A 22,617-nucleotide genomic window follows, 5' to 3' on the forward strand; every position below is an offset into this window, starting at 1 on the left:
TGGCGCTTTTTTTATAGTATTGGTTTAGTGGCTGTGACCGCAACCACCTTCACCGTGCACATGACCATGTGCTAATTCTTCTTCAGTTGCATCGCGTACTTCAAGTACTTCAACATCAAAATGAAGGGTAATACCTGAAAGAGGGTGGTTACCATCTACAATAACGTCTTCGTCTTGAATTTCAATGATCATCACTGATTGGTCGCCAGCGTCTGTCGTAGCGCGGAACTGCATACCAACTTCAATTTCCATACCTTCAAACATTGATTTTGGCACTGCTTGCATTAGGTCATCATGACGTTCACCATAGCCTTGCTCTGGCTCAACTGTTACGCTGAATGTGTCGCCCGCTTCTTTACCTAATAGCGCATTTTCGAGGCCTGGAATTAAGAAACCCGTGCCAACGATAAACACCAGTGGCTCGCCATCGAAAGAGTTGTCGATGGTGTTTTTGTTATTATCCAATACTGAATAATGCATTTTTACCACTTTGTTTGCTGCTACGATCATAGTCATTCCTATTTATTCATCTTCGAGAGAGTAAGGCAGAGCTTGAATAGATAACTCTACCTGAGGGAGGTGTTTTGCTCGCAAAATTTGGCCTGCTTCATTGTCGTTAGGAAGCACAACCAGACCCATTAAGGTTTGCGTTTGTTGATTAAAACTTTGGCTAATAAGCTTGCCAGCACGGCGCCAGTTTTCGCCCATTTGTGTCTCGAGTTCAAGCTCGTCAAGTAAGCCTTCAGCTTTGCCCGAAACTATATACATAGCACGTTTATTTTTGCCTAGGTATTTCATACGAGCGACGGTTTCTTGCCCTGTGTAGCAGCCTTTTCTGAAACTGATACCACCAAGCGCTTGCAAGTTAACCATTTGCGGTACGTATTCGCCAATAGCGTCGCTGTTTAATGACGGCTCGCCTGCGGCAATAGCTGCCTGTTGCCATAACGCGTCATCATCAAGAGCTGTGACGTTATCAGGTAAGCTAAATTCTTCGTTGACCATCAGCAATACGCGGTTATCTGCAAGCTTTAACGCTTTACCGCCAGCAAAATCGACTGCGCTGTGCTCGTAGTCAAAATTAATTGCTAAGGCTTCTAGAGTCGCTGTTAGGTCATCACCTAGTAAGCCAATTAGCGGTTTTTCAGATTGCTGAATTTCTACTTGCGAAAATACCGCATATTTTTTTAACTCGACTAGCGATTGCTCTACCTCAGGTTTTGAGCCCGCAAGGTAATAGCTATCAAGGTGTGAAAACAACCTAAACACACCCCAAAGCTTGCCTTTTGCATTACAGTGGCCAGCCCAAAGGAAGTTATCATCAGTTAATTTGTTGATATCTTGCGTAATTTGTCCGTGAAGGTAAGACAACTTATCTTTGCCAGTTAGGCTGATAAGTGAATAAGATAAAGGACATGCGTAAACAGTCGACATAAAAACCTTCTTTACGATATGAATGAGCGCTAATGATAACTTAGTTAGGGTAGCAATTTAAATAGCTGTTTATTCGATAGCAATTTGGTAAACTGCAGACAAATAAGTACGAGGTTTAAAATGACTGAAATTCACAGTAAAGAACGTATTCGTTGGGCATGCCGTCGCGGTATGTTAGAACTAGATGTTTTATTTATGCCATTCGTTGAAGAAGCGTTTGACTCACTATCAAAAGAACAGCAAGCCGTTTTTCAACGCTTACTTGAGTGCGATGATCCTGATTTATTCGCCTGGTTCATGGGTCATGAAGAGTGTAAAGACCCAGAGCTTAACGGTATGGTCGCGTTAATTTTAGACCGAGTTCGTGTATAGATTTACCGTTACAAATAACACCACAGACCACAAACCCTTTGTGGTCTTTTTTTGCTTAACAGCCATCACTTTATGCTTTGTTTACCAGCATGTTTTCGCTCAACTTTTGGCTTGTTTAGCGTGCTTCTTCTTAGCCATTCTTAGTTTTAAAAAAGTCCAACAAGCACAGCCTGAAAAGGGTTTTATAATTTTAGAGCAAGCAGAGCTCAGGTTTGTTAACGACAAACTTAAAATTCAAGGCCAGATAACAGCTAAAAGTTATGTGTTTGCTAATTTTGTAGTGCTGAGGTTGGCTGGGTTTTATCAATCACACTGGCTGATTATAAGCTCAGCCAGTGTTGATGAAGAAAGTTTCTCGCGCTTAAAGCGTGCAATTATTGCAGTGCAGCAACCGACTTAGGCGTTAAAATTGTCGGCGTTGGATTTTCGTTTTGCTCTGGGTAATCAATCGTGTAATGAAGACCACGACTTTCTTTACGCTCAAGGGCGCTGCGAATAATAAGCTCTGCAACCTGTACTAGGTTTCGAAGTTCTAATAAGTTATTTGTAACTCTAAAGTTCGCGTAATAGTCGTGAATCTCTTGCTGCAGTAATTCAACGCGGTGAAGCGCACGTTCTAAACGTTTTGTTGAGCGTACAATACCCACGTAATCCCACATAAATAACCTTAGTTCATGCCAGTTGTGGGTAATAACGATTTCTTCGTCTGAGTTAGTTACGCGACTTTCATCCCAAAGTGGTAAGGCTTCAAGGGCAGGGCTTGCATCGATTTTACTCAGAATATCTTTCGCAGCAGCATGGGCAAACACGATGCATTCGAGTAGCGAATTACTCGCCATACGATTAGCGCCATGTAAACCTGTGTAAGCCACTTCGCCAACAGCGTATAAGTTATCTAAATCTGTACGGCCGTTAAAGTCAGTCATAACACCGCCACAGGTATAGTGTGCAGCAGGCACCACAGGAATGGCTTCTTTGGTAATGTCGAGACCAACACTTAAGCATTTTGCGTAGATAGTTGGGAAGTGCTCAATGATAAAATCTTTATCTTTGTGACTAATATCAAGGTACACACAGTTCGCACCAAGGCGTTTCATTTCAAAATCGATAGCGCGAGCAACAATATCGCGAGGGGCAAGTTCTTCGCGCTCATCAAAGTCTTTCATAAAGCGAGTGCCATCAGGGCGTTTTAAATACGCACCTTCACCGCGCATTGCTTCGGTGATCAAGAAGTTTTGCAGCTCTGGGTGATACAAACTTGTTGGATGGAATTGGTTAAACTCCATATTGGCAACACGGCACCCTGCACGCCATGCCATTGCGATACCATCACCACTCGATACATCAGGGTTAGAAGTATATAAATACACTTTACTTGCGCCACCTGTTGCCAGTGATACGAACTTAGCAGCAATGGTTTCAACTTTTTTATCAACACAGTTCCACACATACAAGCCGTGAACATGCTTGCCTTTTTTAGCTAAGCTTTTATCTGTAATTAAATCAATGGCATTGTAGTTTTCTAACAGAGTGATGTTAGGGTGTGCTTGTACTTGGCTAATTAAGGTTGTTTGTACTGCTCGGCCAGTTGCATCGGCAGCATGTAAAATACGGCGGTGACTATGACCACCTTCGCGAGTTAAATGAAAACGCTCTTTACCTTTTGAATCGAACTCCATATCAAAAGGTACGCCTTGCTCAATAAGCCACTTTAAACATTTTTTAGCATTGCTTGCTGTGTAGTGAACCGCATCACGGTCACATAATCCGCCGCCTGCATCTAGAGTGTCTTCAACATGAGATTCAATACTGTCATTCTTTTTATCAAATACTGCTGCAATACCACCTTGAGCATATAAGGTAGAACCTTCAGTTAATGCGCCTTTACTAAGTACTGTCACCTTACAGTGATTAGCAAGCGATAAAGCAAGAGAAAGGCCAGCGGCGCCGCTGCCAATGATAGCGACATCAGTAATGTGATGTTTATTTTGGTTCATGTCTGTGGTCTTTGCGGTTACAATGCTCGGCTAGTAGTGCCAAAAGTTTGAGCAAATAAATTTTTATGTGGTATACGTATATGTACCATATTTGCTTTAACACTATTAGTCATTTTAATACGTTATACCAATCTTATTAGTTTTATCGTCACACAAACAGTTTATTGTTAGCTGTTTTAAATTGTGAATTTAATTTAGATAACCGTTGATTTTTAAGCAGTTATTGAGGTTGTCGTGTAATAAGATTGGTATGACACAATTTATTTGCGTGCTATTTTATAAAAAAATCATTTTAAACTGAACTTTTATATTCATGGTGCAGTCAGAGTTTGTGTAAACAATGGCGAGTATATGAATAGCAAGCAAGAATCAAACAGAGGAGTACCGGCTCGAATGAGCGAGCAGGATTTGGATTTAGCGCTAGTTAAAAGGGTCCAGCAAGGAGATAAAAACGCCTTCAACCTATTAGTTAGAAAATATCAGAATAAAATTGCAGGTTTGATTTCACGTTATGTTTCGAACCAAGGTGATGTTGCTGATGTCGCACAAGAAGCTTTTATTAAAGCCTACCGTGCTTTACCTAACTTTAGAGGTGATAGCGCCTTTTATACTTGGTTGTACCGTATCGCCGTAAATTGTGCTAAAAATTACTTAGTTGCGCAGGGTCGTAAACCCCCAGCTAACGATGTTGATGCCGAAGAAGCAGAATTTTATGACAGTGCAGATGCAATGCGTTCAAACGCATCGCCAGAAAACCTGTTATTAAGTGACGAAGTACGTGCTGTAATTTTTAATACGATTGATAGTTTGCCTGAAGATCTAAAAACCGCGATTACCCTTCGTGAAATTGAAGGTATGAGCTATGAAGAAATAGCCGTGGTTATGGATTGCCCTGTGGGAACGGTGCGTTCACGTATTTTCCGTGCCCGTGAGGCGATTGATAATAAATTGAATCCATTAATAGGTGAGTCTTAGTATGACAAAAGCAGACGTTAACAAGTTGGATAATGAGCAGTTGTCCGCGTTACTTGACGGCGAGCAGCAGTTAACTGATCAAGCGATCACAAACGACGATGTATCTACATTTGGTCGTTACGCAATGATTGGTGATGTAATGCGTGCTGAGGCAAATAACAACGCTTTTAATTTTGACATTGCAGATGCAGTGGCAGAATCACTTGAGCAAGAACCTGTTTACGCAGATTTCGCGAATAAAACAACGGCACCAAAAAGCGAAGAAATCGTGGCGGCAACAGGCACTGATAACGTGGTAGCATTTAATTGGCGTCGTCCATTTGCCCAAGTGGCTATTGCTGCTAGTGTTGCTATGTTTGCGATTGTGGGCGTACAAACATTGCCACAAAACACCGAGTCACCGCAAAGTGATATTCCAACATTACAAACAGTACCATTAACAGGTATGGCTTCTCCTGTAAGTTACTCATCAGAGCAACCTGCATTAGAAAATGCAGAGCAAGGTTTACGTGAGTTACAACAGCAGCGTATTGGCGCATTAGTTCTTGAGCACCAACGTCAAGCACGTGTTGCATATTCGCTAGAAAAATCGCAAACTGCAGAAAATGCAGACGAGGAAAAAAACTAATTAAATGAAAGTTTTTACTTTTATTTTGTCGCTGGTATTAACGGCTCCAGCCATTGCCAGCGACGAAAATCCCGCCAAGACTTTATTAAATGATATGGCTACGGCCGTTCATACTCGCAACTTTGACGCATCATTTGTGGTTGTAAAAGGCCAAGCTATGGAACCTTATCGCTGGTTACATGCAAAACAAGGTGATATTGAACTTGAGCACCTAAGTTTACTCAACGGCGCTGGCTTAGAAATGGTGCGCGTTGACGATCAAGTGACCTATTTTGAGCCTCATTCAGAGCCTTACTCAGTTAAAACCGACTCTATTGCCGGGCCAATTCCTGAAGTACTTTTTAAAGATATAAATCGACTAAGCGCTCACTATGATTTTGTGCTTGGCGGAAAAGGGCGTATTGCAGGGCGCTCAGCACAGTTAGTGCGTATCGAGTCAAAAGATGAATACAAATATAACTATTGGATTTGGTTAGATACTGAGTCTTCGTTGTTACTTAAATCTGCCTATGTGAATCATAAAGGTGAGATGCTTGAGCAGTTACAGTTAACTCATATCAGCGTAACAGAGCAGCCTGCTCCTATGTTAGTTGAAATGCAAAATCGTGACTTTCCTGCGGTGCTTGCGACTAACGATTTAGCCAATAATGAAGACAGCGCAGCGAATGATTGGAAAATTGGTTGGCTTCCTGATGGCTTTAAGTTATTAAAGTCAGATCGTCATAAACTTGATTTAAATAATGAACTTGCTGACTATTATTTATACTCAGATGGGTTTGTTGAAGTGTCTGTTTTTATTCAAAGACCTTTACCGGGTAAGCGCGCAAGCGGTGCTTTAACGTCAGGCGCAACGACTGTGTATGTACACAATGGTGGTAGCTTTGATGTATCGGTTGTTGGTAATATTCCTGCTATGACAGCCAAAGCTATAGCTGAGTCGGTAGCGCGACCTCTTTAAATCATGATTGAACAAACACTCACTGTCGTGTCGGTTAAAGGCACGACAGCGAATTTAGAAGCAGAACAAAAGCAAGCCTGTGCCGGCTGTAATGGTCGTTGTGGTTCGCAAGTTTTTGCAAAGCTGTTTGGAACAGCTAAAAAAACCTTTCCTTATACCTTCGAAAAAGAGCTCCAAGTAGGGCAAAAAGTAACTTTAGCACTCGATGATAGCCACTTAGTTAAACACGCTATGGCTGTTTACATGCTACCCCTTTTGTTTAGTTTAGGGTTTGCTTTAATCGCATTTTCGGCTTTTTCGCTTACAGAAGGCTGGCAAATTTTAGCCGCCGTGATTGGTGGCTTAACGGGCTATGCGATAGCAAAATCAAGGGTTAAGAGCCTTAAGCATGATATTAAAGTAATAAAAATTCACCCAATTACTATTCCTTTCACTCAAATAGATGGTGATTAAAGCCAATTAAATGTAAAATTGTCGCTTTATACACTTAGTCCATTTTATATAGAAGTTTAGAATCCAGTTTATGAAGCATATCCGTAATTTTTCGATCATCGCCCATATTGACCATGGTAAATCGACTCTCTCTGACCGTCTTATCCAAGTTTGTGGTGGTTTAACAGACCGTGAAATGCAGCAGCAGGTGTTAGACTCAATGGACATTGAGCGTGAGCGTGGTATTACCATCAAAGCGCAAAGTGTAACGCTAAATTATAAAGCTAAAGACGGCGAAACATATCAGTTAAACTTTATCGACACGCCAGGACACGTTGACTTCACATACGAAGTATCGCGTTCACTTGCAGCCTGTGAAGGTGCGCTTTTAGTTGTTGATGCGGGTCAAGGTGTGGAAGCTCAAACTTTAGCTAACTGCTACACAGCAATCGAAATGGACTTAGAAGTTATTCCAGTTCTGAATAAAATCGATTTACCGCAAGCCGACCCACTGCGTGTAGCAGAAGAAATTGAAGACATCATTGGTATCGATGCCCTAGATGCTGTGCAATGTAGTGCTAAAACTGGTATTGGTATTGAAGAAGTACTCGAAATCATTGTTAAAGATATTCCGCCACCAGAAGGTGACAAAGATGAGCCACTACAGGCGCTTATCATTGACTCATGGTTTGACCCATACCAAGGCGTTGTATCACTTGTGCGTATTAAGCATGGTGAATTGCGCTCGGGCGATAAAATTAAGATCATGTCGAATGATCAAGTTCATATCGCAGATAAAGTGGGTATTTTCACACCAAAACAAACCAACACGGGTATCCTAAAAACCGGTGAGGTAGGCTTTGTTATTGCGGGTATTAAAGAAATCCATGGTGCACCTGTAGGTGATACCATCACTTTACAACGTAATTCTGCTCCAGAGCGTTTACCGGGCTTCCAACGCATTAAACCGCAGGTTTATGCAGGTATGTTCCCAATTTCATCAGATGACTATGAGTCATTCCGTGATGCGCTAGATAAATTAAGCTTGAACGATGCGTCGTTATTCTTCGAGCCAGAAAACTCAACAGCACTAGGCTTTGGTTTCCGTTGTGGCTTCTTAGGTATGCTACACATGGAAATCATTCAAGAGCGTCTTGAGCGTGAATACGACATTGATCTTATTACCACTGCGCCAACAGTAATCTACGAAGTAGAGACTAAAGACGGAACTAAACAGATAGATAACCCGTCTGACTTACCACCGGTGAATAATATTCTTGAAATCCGTGAGCCAATTGTTGAAGCTAACATACTAGTTCCGCAAGAGTTTTTAGGTAACGTAATTACGCTTTGTGTTGAAAAGCGTGGTATGCAAACTAAAATGAGCTACCATGGTAAGCAAGTTGCGGTGACGTACGAATTACCGATGGCTGAAGTAGTCATGGACTTCTTCGATAAGTTAAAATCAACAAGCCGTGGTTTTGCATCGCTTGATTATAACTTTAAGCATTTCCAAGCTTCAGACATGGTACGTGTTGACGTATTAATTAATGGTGAGCGTGTTGATGCGTTAGCGATTATTGTACACCGCGATATTGCACAATCACGTGGTCGTCAGTTAGCTGAAGCACTGAAAGACTTAATTCCACGTCAGCAGTTTGATATTGCGATTCAAGCAGCGATTGGTCAGCATGTTATTGCCCGTACAACAGTTAAGCAATTACGTAAAAACGTAATCGCGAAATGTTACGGTGGTGACGTGAGTCGTAAGAAGAAACTACTACAAAAACAAAAAGAAGGTAAAAAGCGAATGAAGCAACTAGGTAACGTTGAAGTACCTCAAGATGCATTCTTAGCTATCCTTAAAGTTGGTAAATAATTAGAAGTAAATAAAGGAATTAATGCATGGCGGGTTACTTTTCTATTTTCTTAGTGTTGTTAACGCTAGGCTCAGGATTAATTTGGTTAATTGACCACTTTATGTTTGCGCCAAAGCGTCAGCAACGCATTGCCCTTGCTCAAAATGCAGCAGGTGGCGAATTAGACGAAGAAACCGCTGCATTAATTGCGCCTGAGCCAAGCATCACTGAAACGGCTAAGTCAATCTTCCCGATGATTGCAGCGATCACTATTTTTCGCTCTTTCATTTTTGAACCGTTTCAAATTCCATCAGGTTCAATGATGCCAACCCTATTAGTGGGTGACTTCATTTTGGTACAGAAGTACTCATATGGCATCAAAGACCCAATTTGGCGTAGCCAGTTAGTTGATGTTGATGAACCTGAACGTGGTGATATTGTGGTATTTAAATACCCATTAGACGAGCGCGTGGATTACATTAAACGCACGATTGGTTTACCGGGCGATAAAATTGTATATCGCAATAAGCACCTTTATATTCAGCCAAAATGTGCCGAAGGTGTAACACAGCAAGGTGATTTGCTGTGTAATGAATACAACAAAATTGATATGGAAATCCTCAATAGTGACGAGTTCAAGCAGGGTTCGATGAATTTAGTGCGCTTAGAAGAAAACCTAAGCACAGTGAATCATAATATTTTAATTAACCCGCAAGCTCCTGAAATGAAAGGCCGTTATTATCAACAACCAGGTACACGCTCAGACGAGTGGGTTGTTCCTGCCGATCATTATTTCATGATGGGTGATAACCGTGATAATAGCCAAGACAGTCGCTTTTGGGGCTTTGTACCTAAAGAAAACTTGGTAGGTAAAGCCGTCTTTATATGGATGAGTTTTGAATTTGAGAATGGCCCAGATGACTTTTTACCAGGCTGGGTTCCAACTGGTGTTCGTTTTGAACGCCTAGGTAATATTCAGTAACGATGAAAAAAAACGTAACAGAGTTATACAACAAAATAGGTTATACATTTACTGATCAAGCTTTGCTTGAGCAGGCAATGACGCACCGCAGTCATAAAGGCCAACATAACGAGCGCTTAGAGTTTTTAGGTGATTCGATTTTGAGCTTTGTGATTGCGAATGCACTTTACACTAAATTTCCAAAAGCACGCGAAGGTGATTTAAGCCGCATGCGTTCGACCCTAGTTCGTGGTCAAACGTTGGCTGAATTTGGCCTAGAGTTTGGCTTAGGCGATTACTTACGCTTAGGTCCGGGTGAGCTTAAAAGCGGTGGTTTTCGCCGTGAATCAACCCTTGCTGATGCCGTAGAGGCGATTATTGGTGCGGTGTTCTTAGACTCAAACATTGAACAATGTGGTGAGTTAATTTTAAGTTGGTACGAGTCGCGTCTTGACGCAATTTCGCCGGGCTTAAATCAAAAAGATCCGAAAACATTACTTCAAGAATACTTACAAGCGCGCAAATTATCGTTACCTGGCTACACTGTAATTGATACAAAAGGCCAAGCGCACAATCAAACATTCACGGTTGAATGTATTGTTGAAGGGATGGATAGCATTATCTCAGTAGGTAGCTCACGTCGTAAAGCTGAGCAAAAAGCCGCTGAAAAAGCCTTAAAGATACTTAAAAATGAATCTTGATGATTTAATTAGCAAAGAACCTGCAGAGCTAGATACGCACTGCGGTATGGTTGCCATTGTTGGCCGCCCAAATGTAGGTAAATCAACCTTACTTAACTATATTGTTGAGCAAAAGGTGTCTATTACCTCACGTAAGCCACAAACCACACGACACCGTATCATGGGTATTCATACCGAAGGTAAATACCAAGCTGTTTATGTTGATACACCAGGCTTACACGTCGAAGAAAAACGCGCTATTAACCGTTTAATGAACCGTGCTGCATCAAGCTCAATTGGCGATGTAGAACTGATCATCTTTGTGGTTGAAGGCACACACTGGAACGAAGACGATGAGATGGTACTAAATAAAGTACGTCAGAGTGGTCGTCCAGTATTGTTAGTGATGAATAAAATTGACCAAGTTAAAGACCGTGATTTAGTGCTTCCGCACATGCAGTTTTTAGGTGGTAAATTTGATTTTGTGGCTATTATGCCGGTCTCTGCGAAGCAGGGTAAAAATATTGATTTAATCAAAGATGAAGTGAAAAAGCGTTTACCGCTTTGTGAGTTTTACTTCCCTGAAGACTACGTAACAGACCGTTCAATGCGCTTTATGGCGGCTGAAGTGATCCGTGAAAAGCTGATGCGCTTTATGGGTGATGAGCTACCATATTCAGTCACCGTAGAGATCGAGCAGTTTAAATGGCAAGAAAACGGTGTCTGGCAAATTAATGGTTTGATCCTCGTTGAGCGTGAAACACAAAAGCGTATGGTGATCGGCAATAAAGGCGAAAAGCTCAAAGTGATTGGCCGTGAAGCTCGTAAAGACCTTGAAGACATGCTTGATAACAAAGTGTTTTTAGAACTTTGGGTAAAAGTGAAGTCTGGCTGGGCTGACGATGAGCGTGCGCTACGTAGCCTTGGCTATGGTGAAGACTAAGTAAAGCCTTACACGCCATGGATAGCGAATTCTACACAGCATACCTGCTGCACCGACGTCCATTTAGCGACTCGCAAGTCATGCTCGATATGCTGGTAGAAGGCGTAGGTCAGCTTAGAATGCTGGCCCGTGTTAGTGGTCGCCAGGCCACTAAACATAAAGCACAATTACAACCTTTCCAATCTCTGCTCGTACAATATAGCGGCAAGTCTGATTTAAAATACATCAATCGTTTTGAGCCCCATGGCGGGCAAACTATGTTGCAGGGCACCGAGCTTTATTGCGGCTTCTATATGAACGAATTAACCAATCGTATCGTACCTATCAATGAGCCGATGGAAAGTGTATATCATCTTTATAAACAGCATCTAGACGAGTTATCAACCACTAAAAACCTACAAGCTGTGCTGCGCTCTTACGAGTTTCAACTGTTAGAGATGCTGGGTTATGGCGTTGATTTTACTGTTGATGCCGAAGGTGATGAAATTAACGATGCAGCAAATTACCAGTACTTTGCTGAATACGGTTTCTTGCTGCATGACGACCCCAATAGTGGCTTTTCAGGAAAGCAATTAAATGCCATAGCAGCTCATGACTTTAGCGCCCCTGATGTGTTATATATGGCAAAGCAATTAAGTAGATACCTACTCAAGCCTTTACTTGGTAAAAAGCCATTAAAAAGCCGTGAGTTATTTATTAAGTAGGCTGATGTTCAGCCTTGAATCGTTGTATTAAACAGGTAAAAAAATGAAAGATATTCTTCTTGGTGTAAACGTTGATCACATTGCCACTTTACGCCAAGCGCGTGGCACGAGTTACCCAGATCCTGCGCATGCTGCAGCTGTTGCAGAGCATGCTGGTGCAGATGGTATCACCATTCATTTGCGTGAAGACCGTCGTCACATTCAAGACCGCGACGTATATGTGATGGCAAAAACGATTCAAACACGTATGAATCTTGAGATTGCAGTCACCGATGAAATGATCGACATCGCCCTTGAAGTGAAACCTGCTTATGTTTGTTTAGTGCCTGAAAAACGTGAAGAGCTCACCACTGAGGGCGGCCTAGATGTTGTGGGTAATTTTGAAAAAGTAAAAGCAGCAACAGAAAAGCTAACAGCTGCGGGAATTAAGGTTTCGTTATTCATTGATGCCGACAACGCACAACTTGACGCTGCAAAAGCGTGTAATGCTCCATACGTTGAAATTCACACAGGTGCTTATGCTGATGCTGAAAATGACGAAGAGCTTCACACTGAGCTTGAGCGTATACGTAGCGGCGTACAATATGCTGATAGCTTAGGTTTAATCGTTAATGCCGGCCATGGTCTTCATTATCACAATGTAAAACCCATTGCGGCAATGCCAGAAATTTATGAGTTAAACATTGGCCATGCGATTATTGCCCGTGCAGCGATTGATGGTTTAGAAAAAGCAGTCAGCGATATGAAACGTTTAATGATTGAAGCAAGACTTTAGCTGACGCCTTTAATAAGAGCCAGCAAATTTGAATACTGAACGCGGTGGAGATAATATCCATCGCGTTTTTATTTACTCAGATAAACAATAAATTGTGCAAGCAATGAAGATAGCCAAGGCGAAAGGCAGAGTAGGGCCACTAAATATTGATGTTTTTTCTTAAAGCTTTTTAAAACATCATCATCTACGGCCGACAATTCACCTTTTTTAATTGAATGAAAAACCATCGAGTTAGGTTTTGCCTTCATCAAACGGGCTTGGCTTTCGTATGTTTGCCACTGCTCTGTGTAATTGGTTTTTACGTAATTATTAGCTTCTATACTTAGTTTTTTATAGCGGAGGAAAAACCAAGTGAGTGAAATAGCACTAAAGACGATAAGTAAGATAAAATACAAAGCAAGCTCCCTTTAATACTTCACTACGCGTGTACCCGTGGAATAAATAATATCTGAACTAGGGCATGAATAGTTAGGTTTTAGCTCTTTGCAAGATTGCTCAGGTGTGTCAAAACAAAAGTCAAAGCGAGTTTGGGTTTTCACCGCTTTATCAGTAATATTTTTCGCCAGCTCATTCCAGTGCCAATTAGTGATTACATCTTTTGCTGCGTCGGCAAATACAGAGTTAGTTGAGGCAACTACCTGAATATCTCTAATCTCATTTTGTGGCGTAATGACATACTCAATAGTTGCGCAACCTTCTTTTGCTTGGATAACTGCTTTTTTTGGGTATCTGGCAGGAAAGCGTTCAAGCTGTTGCCATTTTGCTGACTCCATTTCATTATAGCTAACAGCTAAATCCGCATACTCTAATTTTACTGGTTTGTCTGAGGTTGATGCGCAACCAAAAACAAACAAACTGCCAGCTAGTATTAAAGAGTTTTTCATTAATATATTCCTTTATATAATTTATTGGGTGTTCTTTTATCTTTGTTGCTCAACCATACCTGCATCACTTAACAAATTATTCAGCTCATCAACAAGCTCAAATAGTTCAGGCTCAATGTAATTTAAATCGCAATCGCCTTTTAAAGCTGTCTCGAGTGTTTCGGCAAGTGATTTTAGTTTTGGTACGCCTGTGTAACAACATGCTCCATGGAACTTGTGCACTATGCTAAGTACATGTTCACAATCTTCTTTTTCTATAGCTTCATTGAGTAGGCGCAAGGTTTCAGGCACGCTGAGTAATAGCATGTTGAGCATTTCTAGTGCTAGTTCTTCTTTACCGCCTGCGCGTTGAAGTGCCAGTTGCCAATCGAGGCGGGCACTTTCAAATGGAGGTTCTGAGTCAACTGCGGCAGTTTTGCTACGTTCACGATTAATTGGCGATTGCGGGCTATGATCGCTAATTATTTGTTTTAGCATGTCCTCATCAATAGGCTTAGTTAAGTAACCTTTAAAGCCATCTTTAAGCAGTTGCTCTTTTTCACCTGCGAGGGCGTGAGCAGTCACTGCAATGATAGGGGTATCTTCATTGAGAGATGACTCGCGAATAAGTTTACATGCGGTAATACCATCCATAATTGGCATTTGGATGTCCATAAAGATCAAGTCATATTTATGGCTTTTACTTAAACTGTAAGCTTGTGAGCCATTATGTGCGGTATCAATTAGCTCAATTTGTTCTTCAAGCAAGGTGCAAATCAGTTTTAGGTTGGCATCGTTATCGTCAACAACCAGTACTTTAAGTGGTAATAATTTTTCATCACCTTGCTCAATGTTATGCACCGGGTGGTCAAGACGGTAAGGCGCAGCAAGTACCTCACATAATTTACGGTGGTTAAGCGGTTTACTTAAGCAAGCATCTGCACCGCTACCGACAAAGGCTTCACGCATATTATGCGAAACCGTATTAAGCATTATGTATAAATAATCAGTGACAGGGCGGACTGCTTTTACATAACTCTTAAGTTGCTGCATATCGTCAATAGTAGCGGTATGGCCAATAATACAAATATCGTAGCTGAAGTCTTTGTTGATCTCATTTAAGAAGCTTTCTTCATCCATGCAGGCGGTAACGCGAGTTTGCCATTCATGTAGTAGCGATAACGTTGCTTGATGGGTATGCTCATGAGGCTCAAGATACAAAATACGTTTATTGATCAGTGATTGAGTCGGTAAGTCACTGGTAATTGAGTTACTTGGCGTTCTGAATACGGCATTGAACGTAAAGCAGGTACCATTACCAGGTGCTGAGTTTAGGGTAATGCGGCCATTCATCGCTTCAACAATATGTTTAGTGATGATTAAGCCAAGACCTGTGCCACCAAATTTACGGGTGATACTAGAGTCTGCTTGGCCAAATGGTGTAAACAACGCATCTTGTTTATCCATTGGGATGCCCACACCGGTGTCGGTGACAGACACCAAAATCGAGGCGCGCTCTTCATCCAGTAAACGGTAGCCAACATCAACCTTGATTGAGCCTTTTTCAGTAAATTTAATGGCATTGCTTAACAGGTTTATCAAAATTTGTTTAAAGCGGGTCGGGTCGCCAGTTAGATTGTCTGGTACTTGTGGATGGATAAATATTGAAAGCTCAAGTTGCTTTTCGTGAGCACTCGGTGCCAACAAGGTCATAACTTCATTAATATTGTCACGGAGCTGGAATTGCATTGACTCAAGTTCCATGGCACCGGCTTCTAATTTCGAAAAGTCTAAAATATCACTGATAATTGTAAGTAAGCTATTGGCCGACAGTTCAATGGTATCTAGATAATCTTTTTGATGCTTATTGAGCGGGGTTTTATAAAGCTGGCGCGTAAAACCTATTACACCGTTTAAAGGTGTACGTAATTCGTGACTCATTTTAGCTAAAAAGTCTGATTTTACTCGGTTCGCATCTTGTGCATCTTTTTTAGCAATACTTAACTGAATATTTTGGGTTTCGTATTGTTCGAGTGTTTCGCGGTAATCAGAGGTTGCTTGGTCAATGTGCTTTTGCATCTCATCACGTTGCACAACCATAGTTTCTGAAATGGTATTTAAACCTGTGCGTAATAGCTCAAATTCGCCAAACATTTTTTGATCGAGCCCAGTGTCGACTTTACCTTCAATGAGTTTGTCGGTAGCTAGTACTAACTTATTAAGAGGCTGAATAAACATGCGGGTTAATCTGAACGCTAATACGGTGGCAAGTATGAGCGCGAGTAAAATTACCACGCCACTGACTAATAATGCCCGTTGCTGGCCAATAATGGCTTGTTGTTTGTTAAGCATGATCACCACAGTGCCCAGCGATGCTTGGTAGCTGTGATGATTCCAAATCATGTCTTGGCGGCTATGATTAATTATGGCAGTAGAGAATGTTAGATAGTGCTCAGAATTTTGTACTTGAATGCCATCCATGCTGTTTGCATTGCTGCTAACAATTTCTTTGAATTCACTTTGGTATTTACTAAAAATCACTAACTCATTGTTTTCATCAAAAATAGCAATTGATTGGATAGCAGGGGAGTGTTTGTTATGTGTATGACTAACTAAGCGAGTTAATAAGGCTTTATCACGCTTTATTAATGGTTGCTCAACAGCAATGGCGAGGGGCTCAATAATAGTCACGCCCTGTTGATATAAAATTTCATCGAGCTCAATGTAACGATTTATTGTAAAATAACCGCCCAGCAACAAGCCTATGATCACAGTCGGTATAAGTGTAAGGGTTAAGACTGAGTCACGTAAGCCAAATTTAGTCATAAAGAATGTTGTTATCATTATTATCGTTGTTTAAGAGTATATACTTACTCCCGCTTTATCAATAATTAAGGTGTTGCCCGATGGCACAGATTTTCAAAGCCAAAAAGAAATCCGTTTCGCAAAAAATGCTAACCCTCAATGTCACTGCTATGGATCACCAAGGGCGGGGCGTTGCTAAGCAGGGAAATAAAGTCTGTTTTGTTAATGGTGCTTTGCCGGGTGAAGAAGTAAAAGCGTTATTGATTGAAGATAAGGCACGTTTTGCCAGTGCTGATTGTAAAAAAGTACTATCAGCCTCAGCGCATAGGGTTACTCCTTTTTGTCAGCATTATCAGGTTTGTGGTGGTTGTCAGCTACAGCATCTTAATGCAGAGCAACAATTGGTTGAGAAGCAAGCTGCGGTTAGCCAGCTGTTTAGCAAGTTTGCTAAAGCTGATGACTTAAATTGGCAAGCACCTCTGCTTAGTGAAGAGCACCATTATCGTCGCTCTGCGCGTATTGCTGTAATGCATGACAAAGCCGCAAAGAAAATGCGTGTAGGGTATCGAGCTCAAGGCTCTAAACAATTGGTGAGTATTGAAAGCTGTGATGTGCTGAGCGGCACATTTAAAGACGTTTTTTCAGTTTTTGATGTTCTTATCAACAGCCATTCAGGTCTTAGTAGTATTAGTCACTTACAATTATGTGAAGCTGATAATGCGGCCTTTGTGGTTATTAGGCATACCAAAGCTATTAATGCAGAGTTAAAAGCCATAGTCGTAGCGGCGTGTGATGAATATAGCTGGCGTGTTGTGTGGCAATCACAAAGTGGTGAAATTGATCACAGTGACCATCCAATGCCGTACTACCAGATACCAGCTTATGATTTACGCTTTGAGTTTGGCCTTGAAAACTTTATTCAAGTTAACCCACAAGTTAACCAAGCTATGCTACATCAAGCAAAACAGTGGCTTGATTTACAAGGTCATGAGCAGGTATTGGATTTGTTTTGTGGTATTGGTAACTTTTCATTATTGATTGCAAAGTATGCTAAATATGTTATTGGTGTTGAAGGGGTCGATTCTGCGGTTGCATTAGCAAAACAAAATGCGCAAACTAACTCATTGTCGAATACCGATTTTTATTGTTTTGATTTAACAAAATCAATGCAATCAGCTGCTTGGTTTAGTGCCGAACTTGACGTGTTAGTTCTTGATCCATCACGTACTGGCGCAATGGCTATTTTAGAGCAGTTACCACTTACTCAGTTTAAAACGATTTTATACGTCTCTTGTGATCCTGTTACTTTAGCCCGTGACAGTGCAATTATTTTACAAGCAGGCTTTAGCATTGAAAAAATTGGGCTTATGAATATGTTCCCGCATACCGGGCATATTGAAACGATGGCGTTATTTCACAGGAGGTAAAGCGCACATGGTAGCCACTAGACAGTCACATCAGCTAACTAAGCCGAGTGATTTTGCCAGCCGTATCGAGCTGTTAGCGCTAACAGAAGACAAACATACCTTATTAGAGCAGGCTCACCAACTGTGCCTGCATTGCGATGATGCAAAACGTGAAAACACAGCCATTGAAATGGTGGAGATTTTAGCTGAGCTAAATTTAGATGCAGACTCTCTTGCCACTGCTTTTTTAACGCCTTATTTTTTAGCCGAAAAAATTTCAATTGAGACAGTCACCGAAAAGCTAGGTAATCACGTTGCGTTATTACTAACAGGCGTAAGCCAAATGGCTACCATCAGTACCTTAGCCCACCAAGGTAAAGGCACTGTACAAATTGATAATATCCGCCGCATGTTACTAGCTATGGTTGAAGATGTGCGCGCTGTAGTGATTAAACTTGCAGAGCAAGTGTGCCACCTGCGTGATGTTAAAGATGCCAGTGAAGAAGAGCGCGTTATCGCCGCTAAAGAAACACGCGACATTTTTGCGCCCCTTGCGAATCGTTTAGGGATTGGTCAGCTTAAATGGGAACTTGAAGATCTTTCGTTCCGTTATTTGCACCCAGATACCTATAAAAATATCGCCAAACAGCTGGATGATAAGCGCCTTGCCCGAGAAGCTTATATGGAGAACATGGTTGCTTTAGTCAAAACACGCTTGACTGAAGCAGGTATTGAAGGTGAGGTGTATGGCCGCCCTAAGCATATCTACAGCATCTACAAAAAAATGGCACAGAAGAACTACGAGTTCGACCAGCTTTTTGATATTCGCGCTATGCGCATTGTGGTAGAGCGTCTGCAAGATTGTTACGCGGCATTAGGTATCGTGCATACTAACTGGCGCCATTTAAATAAAGAGTTTGATGATTACATCGCAACACCTAAGCAAAACGGTTATCAGTCAATTCATACCGTGGTATTTGGCCCAGAAGGTAAAACCGTTGAAATTCAAATTCGTACGAGCGAAATGCACCAAGATGCTGAGCTAGGTGTTGCTGCGCACTGGATGTACAAAGAAGGTGCATTGCCAGGACGTGGTTCAGGCTACGAGCAAAAAATTAGCTGGTTACGTAAGTTACTGCAATGGCAAGAAGAAGTTGTTGATGGCAGTGACCTAGCGGAAGAGCTTAAAAACCAAGTAGTAGAAGACCGTGTTTATGTGTTTACGCCAAAAGGGGATATTTTCGATTTGCCGCTGGGTGCAACACCACTTGATTTTGCTTATTACATTCACTCAAATGTAGGGCATCGTTGTATTGGCGCAAAAGTGTTTGGCAAAATTGTGCCATTTACTCACCAATTAAGCACCGGCGATCAGGTTGAAATTTTAACTCAAAAGCAACCTAACCCAAGCCGTGATTGGTTAAACCCATCGCTAGGTTATATTAAGTCTTCACGAGCACGCTCTAAAATCCATCATTGGTTTAAGCAGCTTGATCGCGATAAAAACTTAAGTGCCGGTAAAGAAATACTTGAGACCGAGCTGCAAAAACTAGATTTAACAACCAAAGATCTAGCGCCAGCAATCGAGCGCTTTAACCTTAAAGGCCTTGACGACCTTATGGTTGCGGTAGGTGCTGGAGATGTTCGCTTAAACCAGTTATTAAACTTCATTAGTGACCGTGAGCATGACGAACCACAAATTAAGTTTAAAAAGCCAAAAAGTGTCACCGGCGATAAGAACGGTATTGTTGTTGATGGGGTAGGTAGCTTAATGAGCCATGTTGCTAAATGCTGCCGACCTGTGCCGGGCGATGAAATTATTGGCTACATTACGCAAGGCCGAGGGATTGCAGTTCACCGTGAAGATTGCGATTCGTTTGAGAAACTTCGCGAGAAGCATCCTGAGCGGGTGATATCAGTAAGTTGGTCAGACGATGTCAATGGCTCTTACTCATTAACGATTAAAGTTGAAGCGACCGATCGCTCAGGCCTTATTCGAGATATCAGCTCAGTGCTTGCAAACGAAAAAGTGAATGTGCTGAACATGAACGTCAACACGGTTGAAGATAAGCAGCTTGCGCTGTTTTCAATGCAGGTTGAAGTACATGACTTATCAAGCACCAACCGCTTATTGTCTAAGTTACACCAAATAGAAGGTGTACATGATGCAAAGCGTGGTCATTCGTAATGTGTGATAAACAGGCAATTGAGCAGTCGCTTGCTATTATGGCCAAACTACGGGACCCAGAATCTGGGTGCCCGTGGGATTTAAAACAAGACTTTAAGTCAATAGTGCCGCATACACTTGAAGAAGCTTACGAAGTAGCAGATTGCATTGAAAAAGGTGAGCTTACTGAGCTTAAAAGTGAGCTTGGCGATTTACTGTTTCAAGTCATCTTTTATGCTCAACTTGCCAAAGAGCAAGGATTATTTGATTTTACCGATGTGGCTAATACGCTTAATGATAAGTTAGTTCGTCGTCATCCCCATGTCTTTGCAGAACAAAGTGAGCTGACTGACGCTGAGCTTTCTGAGCAGTGGCAGGCTATTAAAGCACAAGAGCGAGCAGAAAAAGCAGCTTCACCACAAATGAGCCTGTGGCAAGACATTCCTGATGCTATGCCGGGGTTATCAAAAGCGAAGAAGATTCAACAGCGTGTAGCAAGCTTAGGGTTTGATTGGCCAAGTTATCATGGTGCGCTCGATAAAGTTGCTGAAGAAGTAGACGAAGTAAAAGAAGCGCTGGCTCACGACCCTTATTCAGAGCACAGTGCAGAAGAGCTTGGTGATTTACTGTTTGCAACAGTGAATGTTGCCCGTCATATTAAGCGCGATCCTGAGCAATTATTACGAAGTGCCAATGCTAAGTTCGCGTCACGCTTTGAAAAAGTGGCTGCTTACTTAGATGAACGTGGCCAGAGTTTAGAAACGGCTAGCCTTGAAGAAATGGACAACGCATGGGAAGCCATAAAAAAACAAGCCAGGTAAGTGCATTGTAGAGCAGTTTGGGTACAGTGTAACCAAGCTCGTTTTTTGTGCACTTATTTGCTAATTTTATCTGGATTGATAGCAGCCCCTTTGCTATAATATCGCCCCGTCTTGATTCTATATTATTCCTTTTAATTCCTGATATTCTAGGGTTCGCATGAGTACAAAATTTATCTTCGTAACTGGCGGGGTTGTTTCTTCGTTGGGTAAGGGTATTGCAGCAGCGTCATTAGCCGCTATTTTAGAAGCACGTGGTCTTAACGTGACTATTTTAAAGCTGGATCCTTACATTAACGTTGACCCAGGCACTATGAGCCCAATTCAGCACGGTGAAGTATTTGTAACTGAAGACGGTGCAGAGACTGACCTTGACTTAGGTCACTATGAGCGTTTCATCCGTACCAAGATGACTAGCCGCAACAACTTCACACAAGGTCGTGTTTATGAAGATGTATTACGACGTGAGCGTCGTGGTGAGTACCTTGGTGCAACAATTCAGGTTATTCCACACATCACAAACGACATTAAGCAACGTGTATACGACGGTGCTGAAGGTCGCGATGTAGCAATCGTTGAAATTGGCGGTACAGTTGGTGACATCGAGTCACAACCTTTCTTAGAAGCAATTCGTCAGCTTGGCACTGAAATTGGCCGTGAGCGCGCATTGTTTATCCACCTAACGCTAGTGCCATTCTTAGGCCCTGCAGGTGAAGTTAAAACTAAGCCAACACAACATTCTGTAAAAGAATTACGTTCGATTGGTATCCAACCAGATATCTTGATCTGTCGTTCTGATCGTAAATTACCAAATAACGAGCGCGCGAAGATCGCACTTTTCACTAACGTTGAAGAGAAAGCTGTTATTTCATTACCAGACGTAGAAAGCATCTATAAGATCCCTGCGTTACTTAAGTCACAAGAATTAGATAACTTCGTCTGTCGTCGTTTCTATCTTGAGTGCCCAGAAGCAGATTTATCTGAGTGGGAACAAGTGTTATACCAAGAGTCTAACCCAACAGGTGAAGTGACAATTGGTATGGTTGGTAAGTACATCGAACTACCAGATGCATATAAATCAGTAAACGAAGCATTAAAGCATGCAGGTTTGAAAAACCGTTTAACTGTGAACATCGAATACGTTGATTCACAAGACTTAGAAAGCAAAGGTACTGAGTTACTCTCTCATCTTGATGCTATCTTAGTTCCAGGTGGCTTCGGCGGCCGTGGTGTTGAAGGTAAGATCTTAGCGGCTAAATATGCACGTGAAAATAAAGTTCCTTACTTAGGCATTTGTTTAGGTATGCAAGTAGCGCTTATTGAATATGCGCGTAACGTTGCAGGCCTTGAAGATGCAAACTCAACAGAGTTTAACGCTAAATCAGCACACCCAGTTGTTGGTTTAATCACTGAATGGCAAGATGCTGACGGTAACGTTGAAATCCGTGATGAGCAATCTGACCTAGGTGGTACTATGCGTTTAGGTGCACAAAAGTGTCATTTAACACCTGGTTCTAAAGTAAGCGAAGTGTACGGTAGTGACGAGATTGTTGAGCGTCACCGTCACCGTTACGAAGTGAATAATCACTACGTAGAGCAGCTTGAAAAAGCAGGCTTAAGTTTCACTGGTTTATCTGAAGATAAGAAACTAGTCGAAATTATTGAGAATAAAGATCACCCTTGGTTTATTGCCGCGCAATTCCACCCGGAATTCACGTCAACACCACGTGATGGTCACCCGCTATTTGAAGGGTTTGTTGCAGCTGCACATACTCACCAAAAAGCGTCATCGTAATTTAAATAGGCCGTGCTTTATGCACGGCTTATTTGTTTTAATAAG

At 41.7% G+C, this 22,617-nt stretch carries 22 protein-coding genes; 16 read left to right on the forward strand and 6 right to left on the reverse strand.

Translation table 11 applies throughout. The features are described from left to right. Positions 1-24 precede the first annotated feature (24 nt). Both VRK28_RS12445 and ygfZ read right to left on the reverse strand, forming a co-directional pair. Entirely contained in the window at positions 25-510 is a 486-nt protein-coding gene (locus VRK28_RS12445) for an FKBP-type peptidyl-prolyl cis-trans isomerase (protein WP_054554327.1), read from the reverse strand. A 12-nt stretch (positions 511-522) separates the two neighbouring features. Continuing rightward, positions 523-1,434 carry a tRNA-modifying protein YgfZ gene (gene ygfZ / locus VRK28_RS12450; RefSeq protein WP_063529679.1) on the reverse strand — a complete coding sequence of 304 codons (912 nt, stop codon included), beginning with the start codon at positions 1,432-1,434 and terminating at the stop codon, positions 523-525. Between the two features lie 120 nt (positions 1,435-1,554). On the opposite strand from ygfZ, the gene VRK28_RS12455 reads away from it, so the two are divergent. Further along, positions 1,555-1,806 (forward strand): FAD assembly factor SdhE, encoded by a 252-nt coding sequence (locus VRK28_RS12455; RefSeq protein WP_054562257.1) that lies wholly within the window; start codon positions 1,555-1,557, stop codon positions 1,804-1,806. A gap of 40 nt (positions 1,807-1,846) precedes the next feature. Further along, on the forward strand, positions 1,847-2,206 hold the full coding sequence (locus tag VRK28_RS15935) for a protein YgfX (protein WP_350338387.1): 360 nt from the start codon (positions 1,847-1,849) through the stop codon (positions 2,204-2,206). Here the strand turns inward: VRK28_RS15935 and nadB are convergent. After that, positions 2,181-3,803, reverse strand: a complete 1,623-nt coding sequence (gene nadB, locus VRK28_RS12460; RefSeq protein WP_054554331.1) for an L-aspartate oxidase — start codon at positions 3,801-3,803, stop codon at positions 2,181-2,183. The genes VRK28_RS15935 and nadB overlap by 26 nt on opposite strands. A gap of 393 nt (positions 3,804-4,196) precedes the next feature. Here nadB and rpoE point away from each other — a divergent pair, with 393 nt between their 5' ends. From rpoE to pdxJ, 10 genes are all read left to right on the forward strand, one after another. Continuing rightward, complete coding sequence (gene rpoE / locus VRK28_RS12465) at positions 4,197-4,778, forward strand: RNA polymerase sigma factor RpoE (RefSeq protein WP_036969086.1); 582 nt, start codon at positions 4,197-4,199, stop codon at positions 4,776-4,778. Position 4,779: 1 nt separating this feature from the next. Further along, positions 4,780-5,406, forward strand: a complete 627-nt coding sequence (locus tag VRK28_RS12470; protein WP_054562254.1) for a sigma-E factor negative regulatory protein — start codon at positions 4,780-4,782, stop codon at positions 5,404-5,406. Positions 5,407-5,410: 4 nt separating this feature from the next. Next, on the forward strand, positions 5,411-6,364 hold the full coding sequence (locus VRK28_RS12475) for a MucB/RseB C-terminal domain-containing protein (protein WP_054562253.1): 954 nt from the start codon (positions 5,411-5,413) through the stop codon (positions 6,362-6,364). A gap of 3 nt (positions 6,365-6,367) precedes the next feature. After that, positions 6,368-6,817: a SoxR reducing system RseC family protein gene (locus tag VRK28_RS12480; protein WP_058586462.1), complete on the forward strand. Its 450-nt coding sequence runs from the start codon at positions 6,368-6,370 to the stop codon at positions 6,815-6,817. A 70-nt stretch (positions 6,818-6,887) separates the two neighbouring features. Then, a complete protein-coding gene (gene lepA / locus VRK28_RS12485; protein WP_062566751.1) occupies positions 6,888-8,675 on the forward strand; it encodes a translation elongation factor 4 in 1,788 nt (595 codons plus the stop codon). 26 nt (positions 8,676-8,701) lie between these two features. Beyond that, positions 8,702-9,637, forward strand: a complete 936-nt coding sequence (lepB, locus tag VRK28_RS12490; protein WP_062566752.1) for a signal peptidase I — start codon at positions 8,702-8,704, stop codon at positions 9,635-9,637. A gap of 2 nt (positions 9,638-9,639) precedes the next feature. Beyond that, positions 9,640-10,317 carry a ribonuclease III gene (rnc, locus tag VRK28_RS12495; protein ID WP_054554337.1) on the forward strand — a complete coding sequence of 226 codons (678 nt, stop codon included), beginning with the start codon at positions 9,640-9,642 and terminating at the stop codon, positions 10,315-10,317. Next, positions 10,307-11,239, forward strand: a complete 933-nt coding sequence (gene era / locus VRK28_RS12500; RefSeq protein ID WP_054554338.1) for a GTPase Era — start codon at positions 10,307-10,309, stop codon at positions 11,237-11,239. Before rnc ends, era begins: the two co-directional genes overlap by 11 nt. Positions 11,240-11,256: 17 nt before the next feature. Then, positions 11,257-11,943 carry a DNA repair protein RecO gene (gene recO, locus VRK28_RS12505; protein WP_062566753.1) on the forward strand — a complete coding sequence of 229 codons (687 nt, stop codon included), beginning with the start codon at positions 11,257-11,259 and terminating at the stop codon, positions 11,941-11,943. A gap of 43 nt (positions 11,944-11,986) precedes the next feature. Then, on the forward strand, positions 11,987-12,718 hold the full coding sequence (pdxJ, locus tag VRK28_RS12510; RefSeq protein ID WP_054554340.1) for a pyridoxine 5'-phosphate synthase: 732 nt from the start codon (positions 11,987-11,989) through the stop codon (positions 12,716-12,718). Positions 12,719-12,786: 68 nt separating this feature from the next. Here pdxJ and VRK28_RS12515 read toward each other — a convergent pair whose 3' ends face one another. Genes VRK28_RS12515 through barA form a run of 3 tightly spaced genes read right to left on the reverse strand, consistent with a single transcriptional unit; the run spans position 12,787 to position 16,407 of the window. Then, positions 12,787-13,113 (reverse strand): hypothetical protein, encoded by a 327-nt coding sequence (locus VRK28_RS12515; protein WP_062566754.1) that lies wholly within the window; start codon positions 13,111-13,113, stop codon positions 12,787-12,789. Between the two features lie 12 nt (positions 13,114-13,125). Beyond that, positions 13,126-13,602 (reverse strand): energy transducer TonB, encoded by a 477-nt coding sequence (locus VRK28_RS12520; protein ID WP_062566755.1) that lies wholly within the window; start codon positions 13,600-13,602, stop codon positions 13,126-13,128. A 36-nt stretch (positions 13,603-13,638) separates the two neighbouring features. Further along, positions 13,639-16,407: a two-component sensor histidine kinase BarA gene (barA, locus tag VRK28_RS12525; RefSeq protein ID WP_058586457.1), complete on the reverse strand. Its 2,769-nt coding sequence runs from the start codon at positions 16,405-16,407 to the stop codon at positions 13,639-13,641. Between the two features lie 80 nt (positions 16,408-16,487). Between barA and rlmD the strand changes: the two genes are divergently transcribed. The 4 genes from rlmD to VRK28_RS12545 all read left to right on the forward strand — a co-directional run bounded on the left by rlmD (position 16,488) and on the right by VRK28_RS12545 (position 22,572). Next, the gene (gene rlmD / locus VRK28_RS12530) at positions 16,488-17,813 is read left to right on the forward strand and encodes a 23S rRNA (uracil(1939)-C(5))-methyltransferase RlmD (RefSeq protein WP_062566756.1); all 1,326 of its coding nucleotides are present in this window, start codon (positions 16,488-16,490) and stop codon (positions 17,811-17,813) included. A gap of 7 nt (positions 17,814-17,820) precedes the next feature. Further along, positions 17,821-19,980, forward strand: a complete 2,160-nt coding sequence (gene relA, locus VRK28_RS12535) for a GTP diphosphokinase (protein ID WP_062566757.1) — start codon at positions 17,821-17,823, stop codon at positions 19,978-19,980. Then, positions 19,980-20,780: a nucleoside triphosphate pyrophosphohydrolase gene (mazG, locus tag VRK28_RS12540; protein WP_062566758.1), complete on the forward strand. Its 801-nt coding sequence runs from the start codon at positions 19,980-19,982 to the stop codon at positions 20,778-20,780. The genes relA and mazG overlap by 1 nt, the downstream gene beginning before the upstream one ends. A gap of 157 nt (positions 20,781-20,937) precedes the next feature. After that, positions 20,938-22,572: a CTP synthase gene (locus VRK28_RS12545; protein ID WP_062566759.1), complete on the forward strand. Its 1,635-nt coding sequence runs from the start codon at positions 20,938-20,940 to the stop codon at positions 22,570-22,572. The last annotated feature ends 45 nt before the right edge of the window (positions 22,573-22,617 follow it).

This window comes from Pseudoalteromonas sp. P80D2, assembly GCF_036680945.1.
In the GTDB taxonomy this organism is placed as follows: Bacteria; Pseudomonadota; Gammaproteobacteria; order Enterobacterales; family Alteromonadaceae; genus Pseudoalteromonas; species Pseudoalteromonas shioyasakiensis.